The 15,607-nt window shown below is 59.5% G+C and carries 16 protein-coding genes; 14 read left to right on the top strand and 2 right to left on the bottom strand.

Features of this window, described 5'->3' with window-relative positions:
• Positions 1-12 precede the first annotated feature (12 nt).
• Genes GT019_RS03340 through GT019_RS03320 form a run of 5 tightly spaced genes read left to right on the top strand, consistent with a single transcriptional unit; the run spans position 13 to position 3,988 of the window.
• Positions 13-804, top strand: a complete 792-nt coding sequence (locus GT019_RS03340; RefSeq protein WP_161741138.1) for a gluconate 2-dehydrogenase subunit 3 family protein — start codon at positions 13-15, stop codon at positions 802-804.
• Positions 805-822: 18 nt separating this feature from the next.
• On the top strand, positions 823-2,544 hold the full coding sequence (locus tag GT019_RS03335; RefSeq protein ID WP_161741136.1) for a GMC family oxidoreductase: 1,722 nt from the start codon (positions 823-825) through the stop codon (positions 2,542-2,544).
• Complete coding sequence (tatC, locus tag GT019_RS03330) at positions 2,541-3,305, top strand: twin-arginine translocase subunit TatC (RefSeq protein ID WP_161741134.1); 765 nt, start codon at positions 2,541-2,543, stop codon at positions 3,303-3,305. Before GT019_RS03335 ends, tatC begins: the two co-directional genes overlap by 4 nt.
• Before the next feature lie 35 nt (positions 3,306-3,340).
• On the top strand, positions 3,341-3,541 hold the full coding sequence (locus GT019_RS03325; protein WP_161741132.1) for a twin-arginine translocase TatA/TatE family subunit: 201 nt from the start codon (positions 3,341-3,343) through the stop codon (positions 3,539-3,541).
• Positions 3,542-3,553: 12 nt separating this feature from the next.
• Positions 3,554-3,988: a cupredoxin domain-containing protein gene (locus GT019_RS03320; RefSeq protein ID WP_161741130.1), complete on the top strand. Its 435-nt coding sequence runs from the start codon at positions 3,554-3,556 to the stop codon at positions 3,986-3,988.
• A gap of 71 nt (positions 3,989-4,059) precedes the next feature.
• Here GT019_RS03320 and GT019_RS03315 read toward each other — a convergent pair whose 3' ends face one another.
• Complete coding sequence (locus tag GT019_RS03315) at positions 4,060-4,392, bottom strand: hypothetical protein (RefSeq protein ID WP_161741128.1); 333 nt, start codon at positions 4,390-4,392, stop codon at positions 4,060-4,062.
• A 167-nt stretch (positions 4,393-4,559) separates the two neighbouring features.
• Here GT019_RS03315 and GT019_RS03310 point away from each other — a divergent pair, with 167 nt between their 5' ends.
• The 4 genes from GT019_RS03310 to holA all read left to right on the top strand — a co-directional run bounded on the left by GT019_RS03310 (position 4,560) and on the right by holA (position 8,715).
• Complete coding sequence (locus tag GT019_RS03310; RefSeq protein ID WP_161741126.1) at positions 4,560-5,519, top strand: D-2-hydroxyacid dehydrogenase; 960 nt, start codon at positions 4,560-4,562, stop codon at positions 5,517-5,519.
• Between the two features lie 215 nt (positions 5,520-5,734).
• The gene (locus GT019_RS03305) at positions 5,735-6,283 is read left to right on the top strand and encodes an RNA polymerase sigma factor (RefSeq protein WP_161741124.1); all 549 of its coding nucleotides are present in this window, start codon (positions 5,735-5,737) and stop codon (positions 6,281-6,283) included.
• Positions 6,280-7,446, top strand: a complete 1,167-nt coding sequence (locus GT019_RS03300; RefSeq protein ID WP_161741122.1) for an anti-sigma factor family protein — start codon at positions 6,280-6,282, stop codon at positions 7,444-7,446. The genes GT019_RS03305 and GT019_RS03300 overlap by 4 nt, the downstream gene beginning before the upstream one ends.
• Positions 7,447-7,692: 246 nt before the next feature.
• On the top strand, positions 7,693-8,715 hold the full coding sequence (gene holA / locus GT019_RS03295; RefSeq protein WP_161741120.1) for a DNA polymerase III subunit delta: 1,023 nt from the start codon (positions 7,693-7,695) through the stop codon (positions 8,713-8,715).
• A 97-nt stretch (positions 8,716-8,812) separates the two neighbouring features.
• Here the strand turns inward: holA and rpsT are convergent, their stop codons facing one another.
• A complete protein-coding gene (gene rpsT / locus GT019_RS03290; RefSeq protein WP_161741118.1) occupies positions 8,813-9,085 on the bottom strand; it encodes a 30S ribosomal protein S20 in 273 nt (90 codons plus the stop codon).
• A 191-nt stretch (positions 9,086-9,276) separates the two neighbouring features.
• Between rpsT and gpr the strand changes: the two genes are divergently transcribed.
• The 5 genes from gpr (at position 9,277) to hemW (ending at position 15,602) form a co-directional block, all read left to right on the top strand.
• On the top strand, positions 9,277-10,284 hold the full coding sequence (gene gpr / locus GT019_RS03285) for a GPR endopeptidase (RefSeq protein WP_161741116.1): 1,008 nt from the start codon (positions 9,277-9,279) through the stop codon (positions 10,282-10,284).
• Positions 10,285-10,502: 218 nt separating this feature from the next.
• Entirely contained in the window at positions 10,503-11,792 is a 1,290-nt protein-coding gene (gene spoIIP / locus GT019_RS03280) for a stage II sporulation protein P (protein WP_161741114.1), read from the top strand.
• 77 nt (positions 11,793-11,869) lie between these two features.
• The gene (locus GT019_RS03275) at positions 11,870-12,286 is read left to right on the top strand and encodes a hypothetical protein (protein WP_161741112.1); all 417 of its coding nucleotides are present in this window, start codon (positions 11,870-11,872) and stop codon (positions 12,284-12,286) included.
• Between the two features lie 65 nt (positions 12,287-12,351).
• Positions 12,352-14,169 carry a translation elongation factor 4 gene (gene lepA, locus GT019_RS03270; protein ID WP_161741110.1) on the top strand — a complete coding sequence of 606 codons (1,818 nt, stop codon included), beginning with the start codon at positions 12,352-12,354 and terminating at the stop codon, positions 14,167-14,169.
• A 281-nt stretch (positions 14,170-14,450) separates the two neighbouring features.
• Positions 14,451-15,602, top strand: a complete 1,152-nt coding sequence (hemW, locus tag GT019_RS03265; protein WP_161741108.1) for a radical SAM family heme chaperone HemW — start codon at positions 14,451-14,453, stop codon at positions 15,600-15,602.
• The last annotated feature ends 5 nt before the right edge of the window (positions 15,603-15,607 follow it).

Here is a 15,607-nt window from a genome sequence, read left to right as displayed (position 1 = left end):
GGCGAAGAAGAGATGGCAGACAGCAAGAAAGAACCTCCGCACCAGCCGCGCGACGAATCGCGCAGGAAGTTTCTGAAATACTCGGGAACGGCGATCGGCGGCGTCGTCGTGGGCGGGGTCATCGGCGGCCTCATCGGGGCGAACGGCAAGAACGGCAAGACGGAGGAAACGCCTCCGGCGCAGCCGGATACGGGCAAGCCGGCCCAAGCGGCCGAAAGGGACTTTAACCAAGCGCTGATGTTCTTCAATCAGGACCAGTTCTTGGCGGCGGAAGCTGCTGCCGAACGAATCTACCCCAAGGACGATTCGGGGCCAGGGGCGAAGGAGCTCGGCGTGGCGTTCTTCATCGATCATCAGATGGCGAGCTCCTACGGCTTGAACGGACGCGAATACATGTCTCCGCCGTTTTACAAATCGGAGGCGACGCAGGGTTATCAGCTTTCGTTCAAGCGCCGGGAGCTCATCGCGCTCGGACTGGACGCGCTGAATACGTACAGCAACGATAAGCTGCAGAAGGCCTTTCCGGATCTGGCGCCGGAGGATCAGGACAAGGTGCTGGGCGATTTCGAGAAGGATGCGGTCAATTTGAAGGGCGTGCCGGCTTCGACGTTCTTCTCGTATTTCCTGAACCTTACGATCGAAGGCGTTTACGCGGATCCGCTGTACGGCGGCAACAAAAACATGGGCGGCTGGCGCATGCGCAATTTCCCGGGAAATCAGATGAGCTATACAAACGACATCGAGAAGGACGAGTTCGTCAAGATGGAACCGCTCAGCTTAAGCGACCATCTGGAAATCGGCTGAGCAAAGGAGCGAACTGACATGGCAACGAAGCTTCCCAAAGTGCCGATCGTCATCGTCGGCATGGGCTGGGTAGGCGGCATCATCGCCGCGGAATTGACGAAAGCCGGCCATTCCGTGGTCGGGCTGGAGCGGGGCAAAAGCCGCAACACGCAGGATTACTTTCACGTGCATGACGAGCTGCGGTACGCATCCCGCTACGAATTGATGCAGGACCTGTCGAAGGAAACCGTTACCTTCCGGAATTCGGACAAGCAGCGGGCGCTGCCGATGCGGAGCTACGGTTCGTTCCTTCTCGGCGACGGGCTTGGCGGCGCGGGCGTGCACTGGAACGGGCAGTACTACCGGTTCCTGCCGTACGACTTCGAGATCAGGAGCAAGACCATCGAGCGCTACGGCGCCAAAAAAATTCCCGAGGGCATGGCGATCCGCGACTGGGGCATCACCTACGATCAGCTCGAGCCGTATTACGTGAAATTCGAGCAGATGGCCGGCATCGGAGGCGAACCGACGACCCAGCCCAACGTCGGGAAAATGTCCAAGCCGTTCCCCGTAGGGCCCATGAAGAAGACGCCGGCGATGAAGCTGTTCGAGGATTCGGCCAAGAAGCTCGGCTATCATCCTTACGTCATCCCGTCCGCCAACTTGACCGAGCTGTACAAGAATCCGGACGGCATCGAACGGGCAGCCTGCCAATACTGCGGCTACTGCGAGCGCTTCGGCTGCGAGTACGGGGCGAAGTCCGACCCCGTCGTGACCGTGCTGCCGGTCGCGCAGAAGACGGGCAAGCTCGACCTGCGCACGCATTCCAACGTGACCGAGATCCTCCACGACGGCAAGCGAGCGATGGGCGTCCGCTACGTGAACACGCCGACGGGCGAGGAGTACATTCAACCGGCGGATATCGTCATCCTGTCGAGCTACCTGTTCTCCAATGTCCGGCTGCTGCTGATGTCCAAGCTCGGCAAGCCGTACGATCCCAAGACGGATTCCGGAGCGGTTGGGCGCAATTACGCGTACCAGGTGAACGGCGCCAGCACGAACGTCATGTACGAGGACCGCGAATTCAATATGGCGATGGGGGCGGGAGCGCTCGGAAGCAGCCTCGACGATTTTAACGGGGACAATTTCGACCATGCCGATCTGAAATTCCTCCACGGCGCGAACATCCGCTTCACCCAGACGGGGCTCCGGCCAATCCAGTCCCAGCCGGCTCCGATGGGGACAGCAAAATGGGGAGCCGAGTTCAAGAAGCAGACGCTGCACTACGCCAACCGCGTGCTCACCGTCGCCGCGCAGGGCTCGAGCATGCCCTACCGGCACCACTATCTTGACCTGGACCCGGAATACAAGGACGCGCTCGGGCAGCCGCTTATCCGCCTGACGTTCGACTTCGAGGATCAAGATCGCGAGCTGGTCACCTATATCGCCGGCAAGACGAAAGAAATCGCCGACGGCATGGGCGGGACGAAGACGGAGATTCACGACTCCATCAAGCAGTACAACATCGTGCCGTACCAATCCACCCATAACACGGGCGGCACCATCATGGGCAGCGATCCCAAGACCTCGGTCGTCAACAACTACCTGCAAATGTGGGATGCGGAGAACGTGTTCATCTGCGGCGCTTCGGCCTTCTCGCATAACAGCGGGTTCAATCCGACGGCGACCGTCGGGGCGCTCGCTTACCGGGCGGCCGAAGGCATCGCCAAGTATATCGCCAAACCGGGTTCGCTGGTATGAGCGGCGGGGAAAGCGGCAAGCTGTCGGCGGACCACGATCTCGTCTTGCATCTGACGGAGCTGCGCAAGCGGCTGATCATCGCGTCGATCTGGTTCGTCCTGTCGCTCGCCGCCGGTCTGTACGTCTCTCCGCGGCTGCTGCATTTCGTGAAGACGCATCTCGGGTCCGTGCAAGTGGAGTGGAGCGTGTTCGCGTTGTCCGACGGGATCGCCGTCTACATGAAATGCGCGCTTATGGTAGGGCTGCTGCTTTCGCTGCCGGTGTTCATCTACCAATTATGGGCGTTCGCGAGACCGGGCATGACGGACGCGGAAGCCAAGAGCACGCTGCTCTACGTGCCGCTGTCGTTCGGCCTGTTCGCGTCGGGGGTGCTGTTCGGGTATGCCGTGGCGCTGCCGATGATGATCTCGTTCATGATCAAGCTCAATCGCTCCATCGGGGCGAACGAGGTCTACGGCATCCAGCATTACGTCTCGTTTCTCGTCAGCTTCCTGCTGCCGATGGGAATCGCGTTCGAAATGCCGTTGGTCATGCTGCTGCTCACCCGCATCGGCTTGTTGTCGCCGGGGAAGCTGAAGCAGGTGCGCAAATACGCGTACGTGGGCCTAGCCGTCCTCGGCTCGCTCATATCGCCGCCGGATTTCGTGTCGCATCTGTCGGTGACGCTGCCGCTCATCCTGTTGTTCGAGATCAGCGCTTTCGTCAGCATGCGGTATTTCAGAAGAAGGGAAAAGCAAGGGCTGAATCCGGTCTTGCAATGAAGGTTCAAAATTTTGATCTAAAGGAGGTTTTATCCATGTTCAACAATGTCGGCATTTCCGGCTTGATCATCATCCTGGCCATCGCGCTGATCGTGTTCGGCCCGGCCAAATTGCCCCAGCTCGGCCGGGCGTTCGGCGATACGCTTCGTGAATTCCGCAACTCCACGAAGGGCATCATAATCGATGACGCACCCGAAGAGAAGCAGCCCGTGCAGGAATTGGAACAAGCCAAATAAGGAGTGTTGAAGATGACCAACAGATGGAGAACCGCCGCGTTCACGGCAGTGCTGCTGTGCACGGCCGCCTTGGCCGCAAGCGGCTGCGGAAAGTCGGACAACGCCAACAACGGAGCGAATAACGGCGGCACGAACGCGGGGACGAACAACGGCGCCAATGCGGGGGCCGGCTCCGGGGGCGGCAACCAGGCGATTACCGTCAAAGCGACCAATTTCAAATTCGACCAGACCGAGATCCACGTCAAGCAGGGGGATAAAGTGACGATCACGTTGGTCGACGAAGCCGGCATGCACGGCTTCACGATTCCGGACTTCGGCGTCGACATCAAGGAGAACAACGGCACCGCGACCTTTACCGCCGACAAGACGGGCGAGCATCCGTATAATTGCTCGATCGTCTGCGGCTCGGGACACGCGAACATGGTCGGCAAATTGATCGTCGATTGACGCCATGCATGCAAAAGGCCCTTTTTCAACCGCGGAGCTTCGCGGGCGAAAAAGGGCCTTTTTCCGTTCGTTCAACACAGCTCCTTGATCCGTTTGGCCAAATCCATGCGCTGCTGCTTGAGTTGCCAGATCAAGTCCCGGATGGCGGACTCTTCCTCCGAGTTGCCGCTCTGCCGCATCAGCGTGAACAGCTCCATCATTTTGTAATTGATGGTGTTGAACTGCAGCCACAGCTGTTCTTTCGTCCATTCGCGAATCTTGTCGTCGTAGGCGGACTCCTGACGGCAGAGCGCCTCCGCAATTTCCGTCTGCCAAGCCGTATCCCCGAGCGCCAGGGCAAAGTTGTACAAGTCCAGCTGATCGTCCACCCATTGCCTGCTCCACTGCTCTTTCGTCAGCATCATCGTGAGACCCTCCCGCCTTGAATGATCCTTCGTTATCCGGCGAAGACCGCAGCCGGTTATGCTCGCAGTTCGGTTGACCTGTTAATAAGATAACCGCTTCCGGAGCGTTTGACACAACCGGCGGCAGATGGTAATGTTTGAGCAATTAGGGAGGAGGAGCCTTGCAGATGGGGAAGATCGTTTCCGTTCATGCTTTCGATCCGGATCAGGCCGCGGCGATTCAAGCCGCGCTGCCGGACTATTCGTTTATATCCGCCGTCGGGCTCGGCGAGGAGGAGGCGCGGGCGCAGTTGCAGTCCGCCGAAATCATCCTCGGGTGGAACCGGGACGTCAAGAAGACGCTGTTCGAGGACGGAATCGCGTTGAAGTGGCTGCAGAATCTGGGGGCGGGCGTCGATCATCTGCCGCTTGAACGGGTGAAGGAGCTCGGCATCGTCGTGACGAACGCTTCGGGCGTGCATCCCTTTCAAATATCCGAGTCGATCTTCGCTATGCTGCTGTCCCTTACCCGGGGCGTACATCGCGCGATCCGCAGTCAGCTCGCGGGCAAGTGGCAGCCTTCGCCCGGTCTCGGGGAAGCGCACGGCAAGACGCTCGCGATTCTCGGCGCGGGCGCGATCGGACAGGAGACGGCGAAGATCGCCAAAGCGTTCGGCATGAAAGTGCTCGGGGTCCGCAGGTCGGGGGAACCCGCCGAGCATGTCGACGAGATGTACGGCATCGACCGGCTGGAAGACGTGCTGGCGAAGAGCGATTATATCGTCAACTGCCTGCCGCACACGAGCGAGACGCGGGCGTTGATCGGCCAAGCCCAGTTCAAAGCGATGAAGCCGACGGCTTACTATATTAATATCGGAAGAGGCGCCACGACGGACACGGCCGCCATGATCGACGCGCTACGGAACGGCGGCATCGCCGGCGCCGGGCTCGACGTGTTCGAGCAGGAGCCGCTGCCGGAAGGCCATCCGCTGTGGGGACTGGACAACGTCATTCTGACGCCTCACGAATCCGGCAATACTTCCCATTATACGGAGCGCGCTTTGGAAATCGTGCTCGCTAACTTGGTTCATTACCGCGAGCATGGCGCTCCCGGCCGGAACATCGTCGATTTGAACGCCCAGTATTAACGCCGCATGAGGGACTTAAGCGAGGACCGCACCGCTTGCTGGAAAATCTCTGGCAGGGTGTACGGTCCTTTTGTTTTCTGCTATTCTTTTGATGTACCGCGTATTTTCGTTTCGGGTTCGGGGTACCCAAAATTTTCATAAAAAATTTGTTCATATACGATGCAACATAAGACGGGCCATCCGCGTCTGTAATGTTGCAAGAGGGGGGATCCTCCGTGGTAGAGCCAGGCCTGATCAAAGCCGCGCAAGCCGGCGATGGCGAAGCTCTTATTACTCTGTTGCGCCAGATCGAGAATCATGTTTACCGCACGGCCTATTATATCGTCAATAACGAGCAGGACGCGATGGATGCCGCCCAAGAAGCGCTTATCCGCATTTATACCAAGATCGGCACCTACGAGGAGAAGGCTCAATTCAAGACGTGGGTCCAGCGGATCGTCACGAATATTTGCATCGATAAGTTCCGGCGCAGCAAGCCGACCGTGTCCATCGACGAGCATGACCTGGTTTTCCAGGATCAGCATTCCGTCGAGGAAGAAGTGATGTCCGCATATACGTCGCAGGATATCCGCAAGGCGATCGATAAGCTTCCCGAGCATCACAGGGCGGTCGTCGTGCTTCGGTATCTGCAGGACTTCTCGTACAACGAGATCGCGGATTCGCTGGATTTGCCGCTCAACACAGTCAAATCATACTTATTCCGGGCCAGGCAGCAGCTTCAAACATACCTGCATGACTACCAGAGAGGAGGTGTCCGAGGATGAATTGTCAAGAGGTGATGGACTATATGCAGAGACAGCTTGACGGAGACCTGGATGAACGGGAAACCGAAATCTTGATGAATCATACGCGGCATTGCTCCGATTGCGCGGCTATGTTCGAGCGGTTGAAGCTGCTCTCTTCAGGATTGGAAAGCTTGCCGAGAGTCGCGCCGAGCTACAGCTTGGTGGACGCGATATTGCCGAAGCTGGCGGAGATTCAAGCTGCGGCCGAAGCTGCGGTCGAACCGCCGCGCATCGTCATTGCCGGCGAAGGGACGAACCCTCCGCGGCGGGTGCAGAAGCAGGCGGGCAATTGGCGGCGGTGGCTGCCGCTGTCCGCGATCGGCGGCACGGTGGCCGCGGGCGTGATCATCGGTATGTTCTTCTTGAGCAACAACGGGATGCATTCGCTGCGCGACAGCAACGACAGCGGGCTGGCGGCCGACACGGGTTCCGCCAACGCGTCGGTGATGGACGAAGCCAGGACGAATTCGGGAGACGCCGCGGATTCCTCTTCCGATGCCAGCGCCGCGAAAGAGAACGGCAGCCCGGCCGCGCACGACAAGGGAACGTCGAACGATAAGGTTCCCGTACAGCAGAACATGGTGTTGAAGTCGGAGGAAGGACGCGCCGTCGATCCGAACGGCGAAGCGATGCCTCCGATAACGTCCGGAGGACAGGACGGCGATGCGGCGGGCGATCAGGCGAACTCCCCGAATTACGCGACCTCCGATTCCGGCGGTTCAGCGGGCGGCAATGCCCCGGCGTCCGGCAGCTCCGAAGGATCCGATTCCGCGGACGGCGGCCAAACGGGCGGCGCGGGAAATGCGGCGGCGGATTCCGCGGATGCCGGCCAGGCCAGCGTTCCGGGGCCGGGCAACGAGCAGAAGGTCGGCAGCCTCGCGCCGCAGGTCATGGCGTCGCCGATCTCGCCGGATAAGCAGTATCAGGCGTTTATCGTGGACGGCGATACGGTGAGCGTATATACCGTCAGCGACAGCGAACTGAAATACCAGAGCGCGACCAAACGCACGGGCATTGCCGATTTGAAGTGGTCGGACGACAGCAAGCAGCTTACGTATACGGCCGTGGATGCGGACGGAACGAAGAAATCGTTCGTCGTCGATCCGATCGCGGGGACAGAGCAGGTACAATCTAGCAATTAATGACATCGCCCATGCACACATGACGTGATATTCGCGTATGTTGAAGAGAAGGAACAGTCATGGGACGATCGAGAAAGCCTTGACGTCGTATGACCATTCGCAGCCGGTACCATGGGCCGACGCTCGCGAATGTTTATATAGATGTTCGGGGACAAAGGGATGGGGCGAAGCTGCCGCATCCCTTTGTTGCGTTTTCGGCGGAATGGCGCTATCGTAGGATTGTCGGTTTTGAAGGGGGAACAGCGGATGGAGTTGAAGGATGCCGCAAAGGAATGGAAGGCGGGACAGTTCAGGCCCGTATACGTCCTGTACGGGAAGGACCGCTACCGGATGCGCCAATTCGTCGAGGCGCTGACGGACAAGCTGCTGCCGGAGGACGAACGGGAGCTGGGGATCGTGAAATACGACACGTCCGAGACGCCGATCGAGGAGGCGGTGGCGGAAGCCGATACGATGCCGTTCTTCGCTTCGCGCAAGCTCGTGCTGATTCGGGACGTGTCCGTGCTTGCGGCCGCCCAGGGCAAGGAGGGCAAGCTGGAGCACGGCACCGATTCGCTGATCGCGTACTTGAAGCAGCCTTGCGAGAGCAGCGTAATCGTGTTTCAGGTCATGGCGGAGAAGCTGGACGAACGGCGCAAGGTCGTCAAGCTGCTGAAGGAGCAGGACGCGCTGCTCGCATTCCAGGAGCTGCAGGAGAACGAGCTGCTGCAATGGACGATGAAGCGCGCCGAAGAGCAGGGACGGAAAATGGGGCGCGATGCCGCGCAGCTGCTGCTCGCGCGCACGGGCACGAACATGCAGCAGCTGGCGCACGAAGTCGATAAGCTCTGCCTGCACGCCGGCAGCGGCGGCGAGATCGCGAGCGGAGACGTCGAGACGCTGATCGCGTCGACGGTCGAGGAGGACGTGTTCGCCTTGATCGATGCGATGGCGTCGCTGAACGTCGAGAAGGCGCTCAAGCTGTACGCCGAGCTCCTGCTGCGCCGGGAAGAGCCGATCAAAATCGCGGCGCTGATCGCGCGGCAGTTCCGGATCATGCTGCAGGTGAAGGAGCTGGAGCAGCATAATTATTCGCAGCAGCAGATGGCCGGCCAGATCGGCCTTCATCCGTACGCCGTCAAGCTGGCCGCCGAGAAGGCGAAGCGCTTCACCGCCCAGACGCTCGGACGCCATCTGAGCAAGCTTGCGGAGCTGGATTACGGGATGAAGACGGGGCGCGTGGACAAAACGCTCGGCCTGGAGCTGTTTTTGCTGTCGCTTGCGGTGTAGGCCGCGTGCTTCGGCCGGCTGCCGGATCGACGGAGATGCGCATTAAAAAAGTCCTGCTCTTTCGCCGAGGCGAAAGGGCAGGACTTTTATGGTTGGTTTAGGCTTGAGCGCTAAGCGCGTTCAGCTTTTTGGCCAGACGCGACTTTTTGCGGGCAGCTGCATTTTTATGGATCAGGCCTTTCGTTGCGGCTTTATCCAGCTTTTTCGTAGCGGTGATCAAAGCTGCTTTGGCAGCTTCCACATCCGTCGCGACGACAGCGAGATCGGCAGCTTTAACGGCCGTGCGGAGCGCGGATTTCTGAGAAGCGTTCAGCGCGCGACGTTTCTCGATCGTTTTCACGCGTTTTACTGCGGATTTAATGTTTGGCATTGCATTCACCTCCTGTAAAAAGGGAAAACCCTTTGTAACAAACACAACTTGACACAGTGTACCATGGGCAGGGTCAAAATGCAATAGCGGTTCCCGCTCTTATCCGCATCCGCGCTCGCGTCCGACCGCATAATTCATGTCCGGCTTCCGCACACTAAAGCCATTCGACATGGAAGGAGCGCCCTTATTACATGACAGACTTGGACCTGGAACGATTTAACGTCGGCATCGACTTGGCGCTGGAAGCGAAGGAAATGGCGGAGTCCGCCGGAAACGGGCCGATTCCCGGCGTCTTGTCCGACGTCTCGGACGAAGACGGCATCAAGATTACCCGCCTGGACGTGACGACCGAGGAAGGCTCGCGCGCCATGGGGAAAGTGATGGGTCATTACGTCACCTTCGAGGTGCCCGAGCTGCGCAAGCAGGATACCGGCCTGCAGGATCGCGTCGCGACCAAGCTGGCGCAGGAATTCGCGGCCTTTCTCGAGCGGGTCGGCATCGGCAAGACGGCGAACGTATTGATCGTCGGCCTCGGCAACTGGAACGTGACGCCGGATGCGCTCGGACCAATCGTCGTGGAGAACGCGCTCGTGACCCGGCATTTTTTCGAGCTGATGCCGAACGAAGTCGCCCCCGGGTATCGGAACGTAAGCGCGATCGCGCCTGGCGTGCTCGGCATTACGGGCATCGAATCGAGCGATATCGTGCAGGGCATCGTCGACCGCTCGAAGCCCGACGTGATCATCGCGATCGACGCCTTGGCATCGAAGGCGCTGGAACGGGTCAATACGACGATCCAGATCGCGGACACGGGCATCCACCCCGGATCAGGCATCGGCAACAAACGCCGCGGCTTGACGAAAGACATTCTCGGCGTGCCCGTTATCGCCATCGGCGTTCCGACGGTGCTGTATGCCTCCACGATCGTCAGCAACAGCATCGATCTCATGCGGGATCATCTGAAGAAGCACGCGGGCCAGACGGCGGACGGGTTCATGGGACTGCTGGATTCGATCGACGAGAACGAGCGGCTCCAGCTGGTGCGCGAGGCGCTTGGCCCGCTCGGCCACGATCTGCTCGTCACGCCGAAGGAAATCGACCAATTCATCGAAGACATCGCGAACATCGTCGCGAGCGGCTTGAACGCGGCGCTTCACGAAGCCGTCGACAAGAGCAACGTAGCTGCCTACACGCATTGACCGCATGGATATCAGGACTTCGTCAGTCCCTTCGGCCCCGAGCCGAGGGGGCTTTTTCGCGTCGTTCGCCGAAAGCGGCGATTCTAGCAACCTAGCGGTCTGGCAAGCGAATCTAGCGCTCTACTAAACTTTCGGTTCTAGCAAACGGCCTGTCTTCATAAGATGGAATCAGGCCTGGAATCGGGCGAAGATCTCGAAATGGAACTGGAGGAACAACAATGAAACGAGTCATAATGACGCTGAACATCGGCAGGAGCAGCCTGCGGCTCAGGCAGCTGCTCATTGCCGGCCGCACCTTCGCCTTGCTGTCATTAGGATCGATGGTCCTTGTCCTCGTCGTCGGAATCGGCGTGATCGTGCAGCAGCGCGCCTCGACATCGCCGGTCGCGTCCATGAAAGGCTTCGCTGCCTCGGTTTCAAGCGGTTTGTTCGCGGATATGCTGGCAATGGAGATGCCCGGAACGGCCAAGACGGACGTGAAGCCCTCCATCTCCGGCCATCAGATCGGCAGTTTTCTCGTACGGCTGCTGACGGACATCAATCCCGACGATCCCAAGAGCTTGCTCGCCAGCCAATACCCCGGACTCGACGGGGAGAAGACGACGCTGCTCCAGGGTGGTTCCGGCACGGACGCGTCGGTCGGTCCGGAAGACCATGAGACGGTAACGGGGAGCGACGACGGTAACGGCGGCATCGGCGAGGGCACGGACGCGCCCGACGGGCTGAACGACGCCGACAGGCCGGATCACGATCCCGGCGATATCGGAACCGTCGATGGCGGGGAGGCGACGGATACGCCCGAGGATGCCTCCGGCGATACGCCGATTCCGGCGGATCCGGCCAAGCCGACGACCAGCGGGCGAAACGTGGTGTTCATCTATCATTCCCATGCGCGGGAATCGTGGTTCCCGGAGGTCAAGAGCAAGAAGACGGCGGAATCCTCGACCCGGAACATTACGCTGCTCGGGACGCGACTGGCCAATCAATTGGATAAGCTTGGCATCGGATCGCTGCATTCCGCGACGGATTACCCGACCGCGGTTAAAAATTACAATTGGCTCCTATCCTATAAATATTCGAAGCAGTCGGTGCTGACGGCGATGGCGGACAACAAGGACCTGAAATTCTTCTTCGACATTCACCGCGATTCGCAGCACCGCAAGGAAACGACCGCGACGATCGGCGGCCGGGACTACGCGCAGGTATTCTTCATCATCGGCCACGGCAACCCGGACTGGAAGAGGAACGAAGCGTTCGCAAGCGAGATTCACGACGAGCTCGAGCGGAAATATCCCGGCCTCTCCCGCGGCATCTGGGGCAAGACGACGGCCAACGGAAACGGCGAATACAACCAATCCCTCGCGGCGGACAGCGTGCTGATCGAAATCGGCGGCGTCGACAACACGCTCGCGGAATCGTACCGCACGGTGGACGCGTTGGCGAAGGTGATCGCCGACCTCTACTGGAAGGACGAGAAGGTAACGGCGCCGGAAGCGACGACGAAATGATAACGAAACCATAATCGCGGGCGGCAACCGAACGGGCGATGAATCGATTCGGTCCGCAGATAAAAGGAGGAACGGCCATGGGTCGTCACACATTGAAAACGGCTTTCGTCGGAGGAGCGGTCGCGCTGATCGTCCTGTTCGGCATCGATACCGCGACGAGCGGCATCGAACGCATCTACGGTCCGGTGGAGGACAACGCGACAACGATGCAGCCGCAGCAGCCGGTAGAACGCCTGCCCGAGAACGTTTACGCTTCTTCCGCGGGACAGATGACCGTCGAGGACGCGCAGCATGGCCGCACGGAAGACGACATTCGGCGCGAGTACGAGCGTAAGCTGCAGGAGGAACTGGCCAAGCGGCTGCCGGGATTGCCGGACATGCAGAGCCAATCGACGGTCAATCAAGTCGCGGACGGGACGGCCGGCGCGCTGCAATCCATCTCCTCGAAGGGCATTCGCATGGTCGTCTCGTTTTTCGAGAAGGTAACGGATTGATGGTGCTTGCCCGAACTGGTATAATACAATGATGATTAGCAATTAGGTACCTCTGGGGGTTAAGCATGGCGGACGTACGCGAAAGACAGAAACGAATCAGGAACTTCTCCATCATTGCCCATATCGATCATGGGAAATCGACGCTGGCCGACCGGATCCTTGAATTTACCGGCGCATTGTCCTCCCGGGAAATGCAGGAGCAGGTGCTCGACCAAATGGATTTGGAACGCGAACGCGGCATTACGATAAAGCTGCAGGCGGTACGTCTCGGTTACAAAGCCGATAACGGCGAGGAATATATTTTGAATCTTATCGATACGCCGGGACACGTCGACTTTACATACGAGGTTTCCCGCAGCCTCGCGGCTTGCGAGGGCGCGCTGCTCGTCGTCGACGCCGCGCAGGGCATCGAAGCGCAGACGCTCGCGAACGTGTACCTGGCGCTCGACAACAACCTCGAGATCATCCCGGTGCTGAACAAAATCGATTTGCCGAGCGCGGAGCCGGAGCGCGTCAAGCAGGAGATCGAGGACGTTATTGGTCTCGACGCCAGCGAAGCGGTGCACGCCTCCGCGAAGGCCGGGATCGGCATCAAGGAGATTCTGGAGCAGGTCGTGACGAAGGTGCCGGCGCCGACCGGCGATCCGGATCAGCCGCTCAAGGCGCTGATCTTCGACTCGCACTACGATCCGTACAAAGGCGTCATCGTGTACGTGCGCGTCATGGACGGCAGCATCAAAGCCGGCAAGAAAATTCGCTTCATGGCCACCGCGGCGGAATTCGAAGTCATCGAAGTCGGCGCCTTCATGCCGCGCATGGGCATCGTGGACGAGCTTGCCGTCGGCGACGTCGGTTTCGTCGTCGCGGGCATCAAGAACGTGAAGGATACCCGCGTCGGGGATACGATCACGGACGCGAAGAAGCCGGCTCCCGAAGCGCTGCCGGGTTACCGCAAGATCAATCCGATGGTATTCTGCGGCCTGTACCCGATCGAGACGCAGGATTACAACGACCTGCGCGACGCGCTGGAGAAGCTGGAGCTGAACGACGCTTCTCTTCGCTACGAAGCGGAATCGTCCACGGCGCTCGGCTTCGGCTATCGCTGCGGCTTTCTCGGGCTGCTGCACATGGAGATCATCCAGGAGCGGATCGAGCGCGAATTCAACATTCCGCTCATCACGACCGCGCCGAGCGTTATCTACCGCGTGACGCTGACCAACGGCGACGTGATCGAGATCGACAACCCGTCCAACTATCCGGAAGTCGGCAAGATCGAATACGTCGAAGAGCCGTACGTGAAGGCGGCCATCATCGTGCCGAACGACTACGTCGGCGCCATCATGGAGCTTTGCCAGAACAAGCGCGGCGAGTTCGTCAACATGGAATACCTGGACACGAACCGCGTCACGATTACGTACGACATGCCGCTGTCGGAGATCGTGTACGATTTCTTCGATCAGCTGAAATCCAGCACGAAGGGCTACGCGTCCTTCGACTACGAAGTGTCGGGCTACCGCCAGTCGAAGCTGGTCAAGATGGACATCATGCTCAACAACGAGCAGGTCGACGCCTTGTCCGTCATCGTGCACCGCGACCGCGCCTACAACCGCGGACGGATCATTTGCGAGAAGCTCAAGGACCTGATCCCGCGTCAAATGTTCGAGGTTCCCATCCAGGCGTCCATCGGCCATAAGGTCATCGCGCGCGAGACGGTCAAAGCGATGCGCAAGAACGTCCTCGCCAAATGCTACGGCGGCGACATCAGCCGGAAACGGAAGCTGCTCGACAAGCAGAAGGAAGGCAAGAAGCGGATGAAGCAGGTCGGCAGCGTCGAGGTGCCGCAGGAAGCGTTCATGGCGGTTCTGAAAATCGACGAGGATTAAAACCCGCTATGCGTTATAGGATAGGCCTGCGGCCGGCATGGGATTACGCTCGCTGTTGCACCCGAATTTCTTGAACGATTCGTATAAGGTTGAAATACGGCTGCAAAGGCGACCACTTCGTTGCTCCATCTCCTTGCCGGCTTTCCGGCCGCCTAAACGCAGCAGTTTTAAGGGAGCATCCTCGCTCCCTTTTCTTTATTTGGGCGGCATATTTAGAGGCAGTGGATGTCTATTGCCCCGCTGATTTTGAAATTCTAGCAAGACCCTGGAGGTCATACACGATGTTAACTCACGCGCCTAAGGCGCTTTATATTCATATCCCTTTCTGCACGAACAAGTGCCATTACTGCGATTTTACGTCTTACGTCTTGAAGGGCCAGCCGGTGGATGCTTATCTGGATGCGCTGGAGCGGGAGATGGTCATGACCGCCGAGGCGCTGCCGCCGGAGGAGATCCGGACGGTGTTCGTCGGCGGCGGTACGCCGACGGTGCTGACGCCGCCGCAGATGGAGCGGTTTCTCGCTTCGGTGAAGCGGCATTTCCCCATACATGCCGACGCCGAGTTTACGATGGAAGCCAATCCGGGCACGACGGATCTCGACAAGCTGCAGGCGATGCGCGCGGGCGGCGTCAACCGGATCAGCTTCGGCGTGCAATCGTTCGATAACGGGCTGCTGGAGCGCATCGGGCGCATTCATAACGTCGACGACGTGTACCGAAGCATCGAGAACGCGCGAACGGCCGGCGTCCATAACCTGTCCATCGATCTGATGTTCGGGTTGCCGGGCCAATCGGTCGAGCAGCTTTCGGACAGCGTAGCCAAAGCGCTCGCGCTGGATCTGCCGCATTACTCGCTCTACGGACTGAAGGTCGAGGAGAATACGCTGTTCCATGCGTTGTACGAGCGCAACGAGCTGCCCCTGCCTCCGGAAGAGGACGAGCTGGCCATGTACATGCTGTTGATCGACCGGCTGACGGGCGCGGGATACGGCCACTACGAGATCAGCAATTTTGCGAAGCCCGGCTTCGAAAGCAGGCACAACATTACCTATTGGCGCAACGAGCCGTACTACGGTCTTGGCGCGGGCGCCCACGGGTATGCGCGGGGCGAGCGCCACGTCAACATCAAGGGCATCCAGCCTTACTTGGACGCCGCGGCGTCGCGTCTGCCGCGACTGGAGACGAACGCCGTCTCGGAAGAAGAGGCGATGGAAGATTTCATGATGGTCGGCCTTCGCATGCTGCGGGGCGTGAGCGGGGATGATTTTGCCCGTCAGTTCCCGGACCGGACGATCGAGGACGTATTCGGCGAGCCGCTGGCACGGCTGCTGAAGCTGGGGTTGATCGAGTCCGCGGACGCGGTCGGCGGCTATCGTTTGTCCCAGAAGGGCATCCCCTTGGGCAATGAAGTATTCGGCGCCTTCATAAGTTGAGCCGA

It is taken from the genome of Paenibacillus glycinis, assembly GCF_009909185.1.
GTDB classification, from domain to species: domain Bacteria; phylum Bacillota; class Bacilli; order Paenibacillales; family Paenibacillaceae; genus Paenibacillus_Z; species Paenibacillus_Z glycinis.
Note: the sequence above shows the minus strand (reverse complement) of the source record. Positions and strands in the feature narration are given on the sequence as shown.

What these genes read in the sequence shown, in the direction of transcription:
- GT019_RS03340 (WP_161741138.1), top strand. Translation starts at nt 13, where the DNA reads ATGGCAGACAGCAAGAAAGAACCTCCGCACCAGCCGCGCGACGAATCG.
- GT019_RS03335 (WP_161741136.1), top strand. Translation starts at nt 823, where the DNA reads ATGGCAACGAAGCTTCCCAAAGTGCCGATCGTCATCGTCGGCATGGGC.
- tatC (WP_161741134.1), top strand. Translation starts at nt 2,541, where the DNA reads ATGAGCGGCGGGGAAAGCGGCAAGCTGTCGGCGGACCACGATCTCGTC.
- GT019_RS03325 (WP_161741132.1), top strand. Translation starts at nt 3,341, where the DNA reads ATGTTCAACAATGTCGGCATTTCCGGCTTGATCATCATCCTGGCCATC.
- GT019_RS03320 (WP_161741130.1), top strand. Translation starts at nt 3,554, where the DNA reads ATGACCAACAGATGGAGAACCGCCGCGTTCACGGCAGTGCTGCTGTGC.
- GT019_RS03315 (WP_161741128.1), bottom strand. Translation starts at nt 4,392, where the DNA reads ATGATGCTGACGAAAGAGCAGTGGAGCAGGCAATGGGTGGACGATCAG.
- GT019_RS03310 (WP_161741126.1), top strand. Translation starts at nt 4,560, where the DNA reads ATGGGGAAGATCGTTTCCGTTCATGCTTTCGATCCGGATCAGGCCGCG.
- GT019_RS03300 (WP_161741122.1), top strand. Translation starts at nt 6,280, where the DNA reads ATGAATTGTCAAGAGGTGATGGACTATATGCAGAGACAGCTTGACGGA.
- holA (WP_161741120.1), top strand. Translation starts at nt 7,693, where the DNA reads ATGGAGTTGAAGGATGCCGCAAAGGAATGGAAGGCGGGACAGTTCAGG.
- rpsT (WP_161741118.1), bottom strand. Translation starts at nt 9,085, where the DNA reads ATGCCAAACATTAAATCCGCAGTAAAACGCGTGAAAACGATCGAGAAA.
- gpr (WP_161741116.1), top strand. Translation starts at nt 9,277, where the DNA reads ATGACAGACTTGGACCTGGAACGATTTAACGTCGGCATCGACTTGGCG.
- spoIIP (WP_161741114.1), top strand. Translation starts at nt 10,503, where the DNA reads ATGAAACGAGTCATAATGACGCTGAACATCGGCAGGAGCAGCCTGCGG.
- GT019_RS03275 (WP_161741112.1), top strand. Translation starts at nt 11,870, where the DNA reads ATGGGTCGTCACACATTGAAAACGGCTTTCGTCGGAGGAGCGGTCGCG.
- lepA (WP_161741110.1), top strand. Translation starts at nt 12,352, where the DNA reads ATGGCGGACGTACGCGAAAGACAGAAACGAATCAGGAACTTCTCCATC.
- hemW (WP_161741108.1), top strand. Translation starts at nt 14,451, where the DNA reads ATGTTAACTCACGCGCCTAAGGCGCTTTATATTCATATCCCTTTCTGC.